Genomic DNA, 13,891 nt, shown 5'->3' on the forward strand with positions numbered 1-13,891 from the left:
AAGCGTGAATCAATGGATCCACGCTGTTCTCCAGAGTTGCCTCGACGCTGCGGTATTTGGGCCTGAGAGATTCCCGGGGAGGAGTTGCTCCTACGGCGCCTCCGTTTCCGGAGGTTCTCCCACAGCGCGTATGACGGCGTATTGAGTTGTCTGCGGCAATCGTAGCCTGTCAGGTCACGGCGTTCGCAACCTGGCCGTTGACGGGCAGGGCAGTGCGCGCCCCGGCAGCCATCAGCGACACGATGTCGAACACCAGCGTTGCCGCTGCGACACAGGTGATTTCGGCATGATCGTAGGCCGGAGCCACCTCGACGACGTCGGCACCGACGATGTTCAGGCCGGTCATCTTGCGCAGCATCTTCAGCAGCTCGCGCGACGTGAGACCGCCCGCCTCCGGCGTGCCGGTGCCCGGCGCGAATGCCGGGTCGAGCACGTCGATGTCGATGGACAGGTACACCGGTACGTCCGCAACACGGCGACGCACGACATCGATGGCAGCGTCGATACCGATGACGTCCAGGTCGCCGGCGCGAATGATCTTGAAGCCCATGCGAGCGTCGTCGTCCAGGTCCATCTGGTCGTAGATCGGACCGCGGATACCGACGTGGATCGAGTGGTCCTCGATCAGCAGACCTTCCTCGAATGCGCGCCGGAAGATGGTGCCGTGGGTGACCGGGGCGTTGAAGTAAGTGTCCCAGGTGTCCAGGTGCGCGTCGAAATGCACCAGCGCGACCGGACCGTGTTTGGCATGCAGCGCACGGAGATTCGGCAGCGCGATGGTGTGGTCACCACCGATGGACACGATGCGCCGGTCCCCACCGCGGAGAATCTCGGCGGCATGGTCCTGAATCTGTTGGCAGGCCTCGTCGATGCTGTACGGCGTGACGGCGACGTCGCCGGCGTCGACCACCTGCAGCTCGCGCACCGGGGCGACACCGAGCTCGACGTGGTAACCCGGGCGCAGCGTCCGGGCCGCCTGCCGGACCGCCATGGGGCCGAATCGGGCGCCGGGCCGGTACGAGGTGCCGCCGTCGAACGGGACGCCGAGGATCGCGATGTCGTAGTCGGACACCTCGTGGATGTCGGCGATGCGGGCGAATGTGCCCTTACCCGCGTACCGGGGCACCTTGGTGGCGGGCACTGCACCGATGATGTCGTTTCGGGTGCTCATCTGTCGTGTTCAGCCTCTCGACTCGCGGGGTGTTCTGTAGTCAGCATTGCCGCCGGTGAGGGCCAGTTGCGAGCTGTTTCCGCCATAAGCGGCAGGGGCTTGTTTGAGCATTCGCACAACCGCAGACTCACAAGCGTTCGCCGACGGGTTCGGTGATGCGGTGACGGCATCGCGCGTACACGACCGCGCCGACGATCCCCAGGCTCACCAGGCTGATCACCATGCTCCAGTTCACGAACCACGGCTGTCCGGGCTGCGTGCGCGGCCAGAGGACGTTGATCACCTCGAAGGCCAGCCACGCGGCCGCGGCGTACGTCACCGGTGCGCCCCAACGTCCCAGCGAGAACACGCCGGGCACCCAGCGTCCCGCGAGACGCGTGAGGGCAGCCGCGAAAACCGGTACGGCGAAAGCGATGTAGGGACCCATCACCGAGAAGTTGACGAGCACGTTGTAGAGGTCGGAGCCGGCGAACAGCAGGAAGAACGCGGCGACGACCGCCGTCAGGCCGATGGCCCGGATCGGCATGCGCTCGGGGCCACCGAGTTTCGCCAAGAACTCGGCACCGGGCAGGGCACGGTCGCGCGCCATCCCGTACACGGCCCGAGAGACCGCCGACTGCACGGCCAAGCACGCGGACATGAAGCCGATGACGAACATCAGCAGGAGCGGCTTCGCGATCGACGAACCGAGCTGCGCCGTCAACGTCGCCGACACCGGGTCACCGCTCTGCGCCGTCAGCACCGCCGAAAGGTCAGGGATCGCGAGGATGACCGCTGCGGCGGAGTACATGACGATCACGCCCACCAGCAGCAGCGCGAAAACGATGGCCCTGGGCACGTTGCGTTCGGGGTTCTCCACCTCTTCGGCGATGGAGCCGGCCGATTCGAAGCCAAGGAATGCCCACCCGACGAACGCGACAGCAACGAGCATCGTGCTCATGGTGCTGCCCGATCCGTCGGGCAGACCGTCGAACAGTGTGGAGACCGGATTGACGCGGTGGAAGAGCAACAGCACGGTGCCAAGGCCGACCGAGCCGACGATCTCGCAGATGATGCTGGCGACGATCATGACCTTGAGGACCTGCCGGCCGATCATGTTGGCCGCCGTGGTGAAGCAGATGACGCCGATCGAGACGGCGGCCAGCAGCCACCGGCTCGGTGACTCGACACCGCACACCTCGAGGATGAATCCCGCCGCGGCGTAGGCCATCGTCGACAGCGTCAGCGTCAGGCCCCAGATGTACGCCCACGCGGCCGTCCAGCCCCACGTCGTGCCTTTGGCGTGCCGGGCCCACTGGTAGACGCTGCCGGCGTACGGAAACCGCGACGCCAGCTCACCGAAGACCAACGCGACCAGCAGCTGACCGCACAGCACGATCGGGAACGCCCAGAAGAATCGGGGACCCGCTGCGAACAGGCCCAACGCGAAGATCGCATACAGGGCCACGATCGGCGAGATGTCGGCGAAGGCCAGCGACAGGGCGGCCCGAAACCCGAAGCCGCGGTTGAGGATGTCGTGGCCACGCTCTCGGGGGTGAGCCACCACCTTGTCGGCAGTGCTGTCCAGGCTTCGAATTCCCACCAGTGTCCTTCCGGTTCGTGCGCAAGTAGGCCAAGCCTGATGAGCACGGCGCCCTCGGAACACCCGCCAATAGATAGATGCGCGGCCACCTTCTTTGTGCGAACGTCTAATCCGGGGACAGGCAGGAGGTGGCAAGGTGCGCAGGTTGATCGCCGTGCTGACTGTCTCTGTTCTGGTCCTGGTGCCTGCCTGTAGCCCCAAGGTCGTCGGCGGCTACTACGTCGAGGACGGCAAGGTCTACTGGACGGGCGGCGTCGACTCGTCGCCCCGGGTGGTGGCCGGCGCGGACGCCGATTCGTTCCACAAACTGTCCAGCGGCTACGCACGAGACAAATCCCACGCCTATTACGGTGGGGCGCAGATCGCCGGCGCCGACGTCGCCACTTTCGACTGGCTGAACCACGGCTGGGCCAAGGACCGCAACCACATCTGGGCCGGCACCCAACCCCTGAGCAGCGACCCCGAGCACTTCGTGATGATCGACAGCGAATTGGCGAAGGACGGCGCGGCCGTGTTCTGCAAAGACAGGGAGATTTCGGACGACCCGGCGCACTTCGAGATCGTGCGCTTCTCCCCCGACGACCGAAACCTGGACTACACCAAGGACATTCGGACGGTGTTCTATCGGTGTGCGGCCATCCCCGGGGCGAACGCGGCGACCTTCCGTCGGCTCAACGACAGCGTCTTCAACTACGCGGTCGACGATCAGCGGGCCTACTACCAAGACCGGGCGATCGACGGCGCCGACCCGCACACGTTCCGGGTGCTGTACGACACCGCCAACGAAGGCTGCGCCGCCGACGCACAGCACGCGTACCGCTGGGACAGCGTCATCCCCAATGTGAATCCGCGTGACTTCCCACCCGGCAAGCCGGTGACCGGATGCGACGCGACGCAGGTTACGTTCGGGCCATGACGGGCGCCAAGAAGAAGCTGGGTGTCGCGGCAGCATGTGTCCTGGCGCTGGCGGCCCTGGCCGTGATCGCCGTGAAGACACATGGTTTCGGCCTCCTGGCCCCGGCGCCGAGCCAGGCCCAGGACGTGGCTCGGGACAGGTGCGAAGCCGATGTGCGTAAGCAACTGGCAGCACCCGGGTCAGCCAAGCTTTCAGGTGTGCGCGCGGTGGCCGGCGCACTGGAGGCGGACGGCCAGGACATGTTCGCTCTGATGACCGACGAACCGCTCAAAGGCGTTGACCACGCGCGCATCACCGTGTGGAACGTGTCAGGAACCGTTGACGCCCAAGCCGAAGCCGGCGGCACGATTCACGATCCATTCACGTGCCGCGTCTATTTCGTCGACGGCAACCTGGCCGACACCCTGGTGCTGTTCGACCACGCGCACTAGATAGGTGATTCACCGCGGTGGTGGGATGTCGTTTTCGCCGGCCTCGCGGGCGGCTTCGCGGGCTGCGTGTCGGCGGTCGGCGGCTTCTTGTGCCGCGGCGATTTCTTGGAGGTCGGCGTCGTTGAGGGCGCGTTCGTAGGCGATCTGCTGGGCTTGGTTGTGGGCGCGGGTGCGTCGCCGGATGGGCATCATGATGCCGCGTCCGGGTGCCGGTGGGGTGTCGAGGTCGGTGAGGTTCGGCGGTGGCCCGTCCGGCAGTGGTGTATCACACTGCTTGTGGGGGAACAGGATTCGGCTTTCGGGCACGCTGGTGTAGGTGTGGCCGGTGGGTGCGGTCCACACGATGGTGCCGTCGGGCTGTTGGCGGTCCCGCCACCCGTCGGGTCCGCTGTAGAAGGTTTTGAGTAGGTGGTGTTTTCGGCATTTCGGGCTGAGGTTGCCCGGATGGGTCGGCCCGGCCGGCCACGCGATGGTGTGGTCGAGGTCGTAGGCGGTGGCGGGTTGGTCGCAGCCGGGGAACATGCACGTCATGGCGCGCATCCGGACGAACTCGTCCATGGCGATCGAGGGCCGGTACCGCGGCACCCCGCCCAGATCAGTCGCCGAGGCCACGGTGCGGACTGTGGCGCCGCGGGCCACCAGGTCGGCCAGCAGTGCCGGTGGCACCACCGCCCCGCCGACCATGTAGCCGACGGGTGTGTGTACCGGAGCAGGGGCTCGGACAGGTGCCGACGCGGGGGCGGCTGCTGGCGCGGGTGCGGCGTCAGGGATGGTTTCGTCCACCGACTCGGAATCGGACTGGGACTCGCGCTCTGGGGCTGGGGTGTTGTACGGCGTGGTGGCCGGCCGCGGATCGCTCACCGGTGCGGGCTCCGACGCCGGCGCCGGCGCGGCGTCGGGCTCGGGCTGGGGTGCCGGCGGTATGGGAGCCAGGGGCGCGGCCGGGTCGCCACTGAGCAGCGGATCCGCCACCGGCACCGGCAGCGCGTCAGTGAGGACGTGGATCACCACCGCCATCGCCCGGGCATCGGGCCCGGCGGCCGGGCAATCCGGCGCACCGCATTGGCACGCCAGGCGGTCACCGCGGGCGGCCAGCACACCCAGAGCATCGGCGCGCCGCTGGCCGAACGTGCGGGGATCGTTGTCGCACACCTGCCGCGCCAGTTCGGTCAGTACCCGATCCAGCAGTTCGGCGTCGGTGGCCAGCAGCGCACCCCAGATGGAGGCGACCCCGGTGTCGTCGTCGGGTTTGCCGACCCCGACCCCACGACTACGGGCGGCAGACCGGACTTTGAGGACCGCGGCCGGATCAAATTTGTGCACCCAGCCGTCGATCTTCTTCTCAATCTTCTTGCGCGACAAGCCCGCCCATTCCGACAGCGCCCCGGCCAGCGCGGCATCGATCACGGCCATCAGGTTGGGGTCTTCGACCAGTCGGGTGCGCCAGCAGATGGTGCCCACCGTGCGGGCGGACACGTCGCCGTTGGCGAACACTGCTGCCACTTTCGGGAGCCGGTACCGCAACGCGACGGCGATCGACAACTGCCCGGACGCTTCCTTGGGGCCGATCCCTAGCGCGGCGCCGACTTCCGCGCAGGCGGCGTCCCAGCCATCGCAGGCCCACCACTGCCGATCGCCTTGATTGTCGACGCGTAGCGCGACCAGGTCGGCGATCGCCGCGAATTTCCCGGACTCGGCGATCGCCGAGACCCGCGCGAAGTGGACCATGGAGTCGACTGCGGAGACATCGTGCACGAGGACTCCCGTGCCGCCGATACCTTCGCGTTCGCACAAGTGTTCGATACTACCTGTCTCTACTGACTCACGCCACCAACGCGAACGTCGACCCACGTGCACAATCGACCAGTGACCGGCCGACCGCTCAAGCCCTGGCACTTCGTCCTCGTCTTCGGCGTCGTGAGCCTGCTCGCGGACATGGTGTACGAAGGCGCCCGCAGCATCATCGGTCCCTACCTGGCCACCCTCGGCGCGTCGGCCGCCATCGTCGGATTGGTCGCCGGCGCAGGGGAATTCATCGGCTACGGGCTGCGGGTTGTCGCCGGCTACGCCGTGTCACGGACGCAGCACTACTGGGCCTGGACGATCACCGGCTACGCGCTGACGGTGCTGAGCGTCCCGTTGATCGGTGTCACCGGCTCGCTCGTACCGGCACTGCTGCTGTATGGCACGGAGCGCCTCGGCAAGGCGGTGCGCTCACCGGCGAAGGACACCCTGCTCTCGCATGCGTCGACAAGCACGGGTCGTGGCAGCGCGTTCGGCGTGCACCAGGCCCTCGACCAGACCGGCGCGATCGTCGGGCCGCTGCTGTTGGCGGCGGTGCTCAGCGCCCATGCCGGCAACTATCGGCTGGCGTTCGGGGTACTCGTCGTCCCCGGTGTGCTGGTGCTGGCCCTGCTCGGCTGGCTCCGGTTTCGCGTTCCCGACCCTCGTGACTACGAGCCGGCACACGCGGAGTCCACGGCTACGGAAGCCGCGTCCCGCGACACCACAGCGGCCCAGCCCGCCGGCACCAGGCCAGCGCTGCCGGTCCAGTTCTGGCAGTACGTCGTCGCCATCGGCCTGCTCTCCTGCGGCGTGGCGTCGTTCCCACTACTGGCCTTCCACGCCCAGCGCACCGGGCTCCTCACCGACGCCCAGGTACCGATCCTGTTCGCGGTCGCGATGGCCGTCGACGGGGCTTCGGGCCTGGTGATGGGCCGGGTCTATGACAAGCGCGGACCGGTCACCCTGCTCGCCGTTCCCATCGCCGCCGCATGTTCCGCGATCGCCTTCACCGGCGACCGCACCCTGGTCTGGGTCGGTGTCGCGGTCTGGGGCGTCGTCAACGGGGTGCTCGATTCGACGGTCAAGTCGGTGGTCACCGAGCTCGTCCCGGCGAACCTGCGGGCCATCGCGTTCGGCTGGCTGTCCCTACTGCGCGGTGTCGCGTTGCTCATCGCGGGCGGCGTGCTCGGTGCCGTCTACGACATCTCCCCCTCGTACACCATCGCGCCCATCGTGGTGGCGAACATCGCGGCGCTCGCCGGACTGGTCCCGGTCCTCCGCCGGATTCAGCCCGCCAGCCACTCGGCCGGCCGCTGAGCACCCGCCGAAACGGCATTCCGGCAGGCCCCCACTCGCACTTTTCCTGCTGGAATGCCGTTTCGGCACATGATCGAGGGCAGCTGTCAACCCCTACGTGCCCTGCCAGCGGGAGCAACCTGCAGAGCCGGAAATGCCGATCGCTAACATGAATGCGCTGCTCAGCGCGATCGGCCAAGCGACCCGTAGGACAGATGAGTTGAATACACCAGAACTTGCCAATTGGAACACCCAGGAAGCCCTGGCGGAGGCGATGATTCCGATCGTCGGCACTCTGCACCGCACGCGCGGCGTCACCGTCCTGCTGCACAGCCGGTCACTGGTGAACAAGTCGGTCATCAGCATCCTGCGCACGCATCGCTTCGCCCGGCAGATCGCCGGCGAAGAGCTGTCGGTGGTCGAGACCTTCCCGTTCCTGGAGGCTCTGGCGAACCTGGACCTTGGTCCGGCCAAGATCGACCTCGGCCTGCTGGTGCACGCGTACCGCGCCGACGAACGCGGCCTCTCGGTCGCCGACTTCGTCGCCGACGCACTTTCCGCGGTCACCGGTGACAACAAAGGTGAGCCGCAGTGCCCGCGTGATGTGGTGCTTTACGGCTTCGGCCGGATCGGTCGCCTCGTGGCGCGGCTGCTCGTCGAGAAGGCCGGTGGCGGCAATGGCCTGAACCTGCGGGCCGTCGTGGTCCGCAGCGGTGGCGTCGACGATCTCAAGAAGCGCGCATCCCTGCTGCGCCGCGACTCGGTACACGGCCACTTCAACGGCACCATCAAGGTCGACAAGGAGAACAACCTCCTCATCGCCAATGGCAACGTCATCAAGTTCATCTACGCCAACGACCCGTCCGAGGTCGACTACACCGAGCACGGCATCAACGACGCCATCCTCATCGACAACACCGGCAAGTGGCGCGACCGCGCGGGCCTCGAGCAGCACCTGCGTCCGGGCATCTCGAAGGTCGTCCTGACCGCACCGGGCAAGGGCGACGTGCCGAACATCGTGCACGGCGTGAACCACCTCGGCCAGGACGTGAGCCAGCAGATCTTCTCGTGCGCGTCGTGTACCACCAACGCGATCGTGCCGCCGCTCAAGGCGATGGACGAAAAGTTCGGCATCATCCGCGGTCACGTCGAGACGGTCCACTCGTTCACCAACGACCAGAACCTGCTGGACAACTACCACAAGGCCGACCGTCGTGGCCGTTCGGCGCCGCTGAACCTGACGATCACCGAGACCGGTGCCGCCTCGGCCGTCGCCAAGGCCCTGCCCGAGCTCAAGGCCAAGATCACGGGTAACTCGATCCGCGTTCCCACCCCCGACGTCTCGATCGCTATCCTGAGCCTGCAGCTCAAGAAGGAGACGACGAAGGAAGAGGTGCTCACGCACCTGCGCGAGACGTCGCTGTCGGGTCCGCTGAGCCGCAACCTCGACTACACCGCCGCGACCGACGCCGTGTCGAGCGATTTCATCGGTTCGCGTGCCGCATCGATCATCGACGCGAACGCCGCCATCGTCGATGGCGACCAGGCGATCCTGTACTGCTGGTACGACAACGAGTTCGGTTACTCGTGCCAGGTGGTCCGCGTCGTGCAGTTCCTGTCGGGTATCGAATACCCGACGTACCCGCGCAGCTGATCCAACTCCCGCCGAAACGGCATTCCGGCAGGCAAGTTCTCGAACTTGTTCTGCTGGAATGCCGTTTCGGCGTTTGTGGTCCGTGTGGCGTTGCGGTCAGGGTTCGGGCGGCAGGCCGTAGTGGGCCGCGATCCCACCCAGTAGCAACGTCATTCGATGTTGGAACGCCTCGTCGCCGAACGGGTCGTCGCCGGATGTCGCGATGGCACGCAACGTCGGGTACTCCGAGGGCCGGCGCGCGTCGGTGAGCTCGAGGATCCGGGCCAGCCACGGCTGCCCACCCTCGGCGTAGAGATACTCCCGATGGGCTTCGGTGACGCTGCCGACCGCCATCGTGCTCACCGATGCCCACACCGCGAGGGCGTCGCTCGGCGATAAGCCCTGCGCGGCAAGCGCTTCGACCGCCTCCGCGGTGTATTCCATCTCGACGTCGTGACCGACGGCTCCGCTGACGAACTTCTCCACCAGCGCAGGTTCCGACGCCAGCACGGTCCGGATGTAGGACGCATAGTCGCGTAGCCACGTCGCCCAGTGCCCGCCGGTGTAGCGCGGCGGCGGCGAGTTCGTCAGGGCACTGACGGTGGCCAACCGCAGCAGGTCGTGCTGGTTCTTCACATGATGGTAGAGCCCGGGCAGGCTGACACCGAGATGCTCGGCGACCCGACGCATGGTGGCATTCTCGGTGCCGATCTCCAAAACCGCTGCGGCAATGGCGCTCTGGTCGATGCGCGGCGGCCTCCCGCGGCGGGGTGCTGCGTTGTGCACGCTCATCCGACCCTCCTGGCGACCACTTTCACCTTCGGGGTTGACGATAACCGAGGCGACTTTTAATAATCAATATGAAAAATCGCCTCCCCTAGAAACGACACGATGAACCGAGATAACCGTCAAGTCCTGCTGCGCCGCCGCCCCAATGGGCTGGTCTCCCCCGACGACACCGAGCTGGTGACGGTGCCCGCTCCGGTCCCCGCAGAGGGCGAAGCGTTGCTGCGGACGAGGTATGTCGGCATCGACGCCGCCGCGCGGACCTGGCTGGACGGCGAACCCGGCTACCTCCCGGCGCTGGAACTCGGCGAGGTGGTGCGCGTGGCCGGTATCGGAGAGGTCGTCGAATCACGCTGTGCCGCATACAAAGTCGGCGACCTCGTCACCACCCTGACCGGACTGCAGGACTACGCGATCATCCGCGACGACCTGTTCAGCACGCCGGTGGTCGGGTACACCGATCCCCTCGCGGTGATGTCGATCTACGGGCCCACCGGAGCGACCGCCTACTTCGGCATGACAGGCGTCGGAAAACCCCAGCCCGGCGAGACGGTCGTGGTGTCCGCCGCGGCCGGCGCCACCGGATCGGTCGCCGGCCAGATCGCCAAGATCGCCGGCGCTCGCGTCGTCGGCATCGCAGGCGGTCCGGAGAAGTGCCGCGTCGTGGTCGAGGAGTTCGGCTTCGACGCCTGCGTCGACTACAAGGCCGCCGACTTCCCCGCCGCATTGAAGGCGGCCTGTCCGGGCGGGATCAACGTCTACTTCGACAATGTCGGCGGCGACATCCTCAATGCCGTGCTGGGCAACCTCGCTCACCGGGCACGCGTGGTCATGTGCGGCATCATCACCACGTACCTCAACGGCGATCACCCCGGCCCGTCCAACTACGTCAACCTGCTCGCCACCGCCTCGACGATGCAGGGCTTCATCGCACTCGAAGAGTGGGCACGCTTCGACGAGGCCTTCGCCGCGCTGAGCGGCTGGGAACAGCAGGGCCTGCTGGTGCATCGCGAAACCGTCTACGACGGACTGGAATCCAGCATCGACGCACTCAACGGCCTGTTCACCGGAGCCAACATCGGCAAGATGCTGGTGAAGATCAGCGAGCCGGGGAGCTGACTGCGTGCTGACGCCCTTCGATGACTATCCGATCCATGCCTCGGCCGACCCGGTGGGCGTGCCGGCCAGCGGCGACCCGAACCACTACGACCGCTACTGGTTCAACGGCCACCAGCGCAATGGTGACTTCTACTTCGGTGCGGCCATGGGGCACTACCCCGTTCGCGGAATCATCGACGCTGCCTTCAGCGTGGTGAAAGACGGTGTCGAGCATTCGATCTTCGCTTCGGGCGCGATGCCGTTGGACCGGTCCGCGACTATCGGACCGGTCCGCATCGAGGTGCTCGAGCCGCTGCGCACCATCCGCTACGTCGTCGATTCCAACGAGCACAACATCTCCTGCGACCTGACCTTCCGGGCCACCACGGTGGCCGTCGAGGAGCCACGTCAGCAGCGACGCACCGCCGAAGGCATCGTGCTGACCGACCACACCAGGCTCACCCAATGGGGGTCGTGGGAGGGGACGATCACCGTCGACGGTGACGACCTGGCGGTCACAGCTGGTGACGTCCCGGGGACGCGGGATCGCTCGTGGGGCATCCGTCCGGTCGGCGAGCAGCTGCCGATGGTGCGGCAGCCCATGCCCTTCCAGGTGTTCTGGCTCTGGGCACCATTGCATTTCGGGGATCGGTTCACCCACTACGCGTTCCACGAGCACGAAGACGGGCGACGATGGCTCGAGACCGCCGAAATTCTTGATCCCCTGCCGGCCGGTGCCGCACCGTGGAGCCGGGTCGGGGTACGCGAGTGCTACGACATCGGCTACGAACTCGACTGGGAGCCCGGGCGGCGCGAGATCCGGCGTGCCCATCTGTGGTTCACCGACCCCATCGAGGGTGAGACCCACATCGAACTGGAGAAGCTCTACACGTTCCGGATGCGTGGCATCGGCTACTGGCACCCGCACTGGGGACACGGCTCCAACCATGGGCAGTACGAAATCGGCCGGGAATCAATCCGTTTGGACGATTTCGATCCGACCGACTTCACGTCGCTGCATCTGCAGAACGTCGTGAAGGCCACCATGGGTGCGCGCACCGGGATCGGCGTCGTCGAACAGATCGCCATCGGTCCGCACACGCCGTCCGGGCTGACCGGTTTCCTGGACGGGTATCGGGGCTGAGGGTCCCGCCCCACTGACGCGGCCGTAAGTGGAGTACGGCACAGTAGGTGCTACGTTCGGGAACTTCGCTTGTGGTCGTCTACAGAAAGAGGGATCGAATTGTCTGGTACGCGTGACGAAGTAGTGGCACCAGTGTTGCCGAACGGTGGGGTCTTGCCGTTCCCACCGGTTCCGTCCGCCAGCATCGCGGGCCGGACGCTGCAGGAGTCGACGTACCAGCCGCGCACCGTCCCCAAGCACCTGCACGACGACTCCCCCAACATCGTCATCGTCCTCATCGACGATGCCGGTCCGGGCCTGCCATCGACGTTCGGCGGCGAGGTGACCACCTCGACACTGGACCGGGTGTGCGCTGAAGGCGTTTCCTACAACAGGTTTCACACCACCGCGATGTGCTCGCCGACGCGGGCCTCGCTGCTGACCGGCCGCAATCATCACGAGATCGGCAACGGACAGATCGCCGAACTCGCCAATGACTGGGACGGGTACGCGGGCAAGATTCCGCGGTCCAGCGCCACTGTCGCGGAAGTGCTCAAGCAATACGGCTACGCGACGTCGGCTTTCGGCAAGTGGCACAACACCCCGGCCGAGGAGACCACCGCGGCCGGTCCTTTCGAAAACTGGCCCACCGGTTTGGGTTTCGAATACTTCTACGGGTTCCTCGCCGGTGAGGCGTCACAGTACGAGCCCAACCTGGTCCGCAACACCACCGTCGTCGCCCCGCCGAAGACTGCCGAAGAGGGCTACCACCTGTCCGAAGATCTGGCGGACGACGCGATTTCGTGGCTGCGGCGACACAAGGCGTTCAACGCCGACAAGCCGTTCTTCATGTACTGGGCCAGTGGCTGCCTGCACGGCCCGCACCACATCATGAAGGACTGGGCAGACAAGTACGCGGGCAAGTTCGACGACGGCTGGGATGCCTACCGGCAGCGGGTGTTCGAGCGCGCGAAGGACGAGGGCTGGATCCCGGCCGACTGCGAACTCACCGAGCGCGACGAGCAGCTGCCCGCCTGGGATGACATCCCCGAGGACGAGAAGCCGTTCCAGCGGCGCCTCATGGAGGTGGCGGCCGGGTACGCCGAGCACGTCGATGTTCAGGTCGGCCGGATCTCCGACGAACTCGAAGCGCTGGGCTACGCCGACAACACACTGTTCCTGTACATCTGGGGCGACAACGGTTCCTCGGGCGAAGGCCAGAACGGCACCATCTCGGAATTGCTGGCGCAGAACGGAATTCCGACGACCGTCCGTCAGCACATCGACGCCCTCGATGAGCTCGGCGGGCTGGACGTCCTGGGTTCTCCACTGGTCGACAATCAGTACCACGCGGGTTGGGCGTGGGCCGGGTCCACGCCGTACAAGGGCATGAAGTTGATGGCCTCGCACCTCGGCGGCACTCGCAATCCGCTGGCGGTGCGGTGGCCGGCCAAGGTGGCTGCGGATCCGACGCCGCGCCCGCATTTCCTGCACTGCAATGACGTGGTGCCAACCATCTACCAGGTGGTCGGGATCGATCCGCCGCGCACCGTGTTCGGGGAGGCGCAGATGCCGCTGGCGGGTGCGGGTTTCGCGCAGACGCTGGTTGATCGGGATGCCCAGGGCGGCAAGAAGACTCAGTACTTCGAGATCATGGGCAGCCGGGGCATCTACCACGACGGGTGGTTCGCCGGCGCGGTCGGACCGCGGCTGCCGTGGATCCCCGGCCTCCCGCCCGGCATGGCGACCTGGACACCCGACCAGGACGTGTGGGAGTTGTACCACCTGGACCAGGACTGGACGCAGGCCAACGATCTCGCGGCGCAGATGCCTGAGAAGCTGGCCCAGATGCGCGAGATGTTCGCGATCGAGGCGGCGAAGAACGCGGTGCTGCCGATCGGTGGCGGCTTGTGGGTGCCGGTGTATCACCCCGAGCTCCGGATCGCGCCGCCGTTCAGGGAGTGGGAGTTCTCGGGCGACATGATCCGGATGCCGGAATTCTGCGCGCCCGGGCTGGGCAACAAGAACAACGTGGTGACCATCGACGCGGATATCCCGGAGGACGCCCAC

The 13,891-nt window shown here is 66.6% G+C and carries 10 protein-coding genes, 1 pseudogene and 1 riboswitch; of the genes and pseudogenes, 7 read left to right on the forward strand and 4 right to left on the reverse strand.

The features are described 5' to 3' along the window. Nucleotides 1-40: 40 nt before the first annotated feature. Nucleotides 41-132, reverse strand: a riboswitch (glycine riboswitch). A 37-nt stretch (nt 133-169) separates the two neighbouring features. After that, on the reverse strand, nt 170-1,171 hold the full coding sequence (speB, locus tag ACNO8X_RS16695; RefSeq protein WP_418001913.1) for an agmatinase: 1,002 nt from the start codon (nt 1,169-1,171) through the stop codon (nt 170-172). Between the two features lie 127 nt (nt 1,172-1,298). Beyond that, nucleotides 1,299-2,753 (reverse strand): amino acid permease, encoded by a 1,455-nt coding sequence (locus ACNO8X_RS16700; RefSeq protein WP_418001914.1) that lies wholly within the window; start codon nt 2,751-2,753, stop codon nt 1,299-1,301. 136 nt (nt 2,754-2,889) lie between these two features. Here ACNO8X_RS16700 and ACNO8X_RS16705 point away from each other — a divergent pair, with 136 nt between their 5' ends. Beyond that, nucleotides 2,890-3,669, forward strand: a complete 780-nt coding sequence (locus tag ACNO8X_RS16705) for a DKNYY domain-containing protein (protein WP_418001915.1) — start codon at nt 2,890-2,892, stop codon at nt 3,667-3,669. Further along, nucleotides 3,666-4,100 (forward strand): hypothetical protein, encoded by a 435-nt coding sequence (locus tag ACNO8X_RS16710; protein WP_418001916.1) that lies wholly within the window; start codon nt 3,666-3,668, stop codon nt 4,098-4,100. Before ACNO8X_RS16705 ends, ACNO8X_RS16710 begins: the two co-directional genes overlap by 4 nt. Before the next feature lie 9 nt (nt 4,101-4,109). Here the strand turns inward: ACNO8X_RS16710 and ACNO8X_RS16715 are convergent, their stop codons facing one another. Further along, nucleotides 4,110-5,894, reverse strand: coding sequence for a DUF222 domain-containing protein (locus ACNO8X_RS16715; RefSeq protein WP_418001917.1), 1,785 nt, complete (start codon nt 5,892-5,894; stop codon nt 4,110-4,112). 72 nt (nt 5,895-5,966) lie between these two features. Here ACNO8X_RS16715 and ACNO8X_RS16720 point away from each other — a divergent pair, with 72 nt between their 5' ends. Next, on the forward strand, nt 5,967-7,202 hold the full coding sequence (locus tag ACNO8X_RS16720) for an MFS transporter (protein WP_418001918.1): 1,236 nt from the start codon (nt 5,967-5,969) through the stop codon (nt 7,200-7,202). A gap of 199 nt (nt 7,203-7,401) precedes the next feature. Beyond that, the gene (locus ACNO8X_RS16725; RefSeq protein WP_418001919.1) at nt 7,402-8,835 is read left to right on the forward strand and encodes a glyceraldehyde-3-phosphate dehydrogenase; all 1,434 of its coding nucleotides are present in this window, start codon (nt 7,402-7,404) and stop codon (nt 8,833-8,835) included. Between the two features lie 96 nt (nt 8,836-8,931). Here ACNO8X_RS16725 and ACNO8X_RS16730 read toward each other — a convergent pair whose 3' ends face one another. Next, nucleotides 8,932-9,606 carry a TetR/AcrR family transcriptional regulator C-terminal domain-containing protein gene (locus ACNO8X_RS16730; RefSeq protein WP_418001920.1) on the reverse strand — a complete coding sequence of 225 codons (675 nt, stop codon included), beginning with the start codon at nt 9,604-9,606 and terminating at the stop codon, nt 8,932-8,934. 99 nt (nt 9,607-9,705) lie between these two features. On the opposite strand from ACNO8X_RS16730, the gene ACNO8X_RS16735 reads away from it, so the two are divergent. The 3 genes and pseudogenes from ACNO8X_RS16735 to ACNO8X_RS16745 form a co-directional block, all read left to right on the forward strand. Next, nucleotides 9,706-10,719: an NADP-dependent oxidoreductase gene (locus ACNO8X_RS16735; protein WP_418001921.1), complete on the forward strand. Its 1,014-nt coding sequence runs from the start codon at nt 9,706-9,708 to the stop codon at nt 10,717-10,719. Nucleotides 10,720-10,723: 4 nt separating this feature from the next. Next, on the forward strand, nt 10,724-11,842 hold the full coding sequence (locus ACNO8X_RS16740; RefSeq protein WP_418001922.1) for a hypothetical protein: 1,119 nt from the start codon (nt 10,724-10,726) through the stop codon (nt 11,840-11,842). A gap of 123 nt (nt 11,843-11,965) precedes the next feature. Further along, a pseudogene (locus ACNO8X_RS16745) lies at nt 11,966-13,888 on the forward strand (arylsulfatase); the annotation flags it as partial. Nucleotides 13,889-13,891 lie beyond the last annotated feature (3 nt).

It is taken from the genome of Mycobacterium sp. PDNC021 (genome assembly GCF_048282635.1).
Taxonomy (GTDB): Bacteria; Actinomycetota; Actinomycetes; order Mycobacteriales; family Mycobacteriaceae; genus Mycobacterium; species Mycobacterium llatzerense.

Bases quoted from the DNA above. Each gene is read 5' to 3' on its own strand.
- speB (WP_418001913.1), bottom strand. From the start codon at position 1,171: ATGAGCACCCGAAACGACATCATCGGTGCAGTGCCCGCCACCAAGGTG.
- ACNO8X_RS16710 (WP_418001916.1), top strand. From the start codon at position 3,666: ATGACGGGCGCCAAGAAGAAGCTGGGTGTCGCGGCAGCATGTGTCCTG.
- ACNO8X_RS16730 (WP_418001920.1), bottom strand. From the start codon at position 9,606: ATGAGCGTGCACAACGCAGCACCCCGCCGCGGGAGGCCGCCGCGCATC.
- ACNO8X_RS16735 (WP_418001921.1), top strand. From the start codon at position 9,706: ATGAACCGAGATAACCGTCAAGTCCTGCTGCGCCGCCGCCCCAATGGG.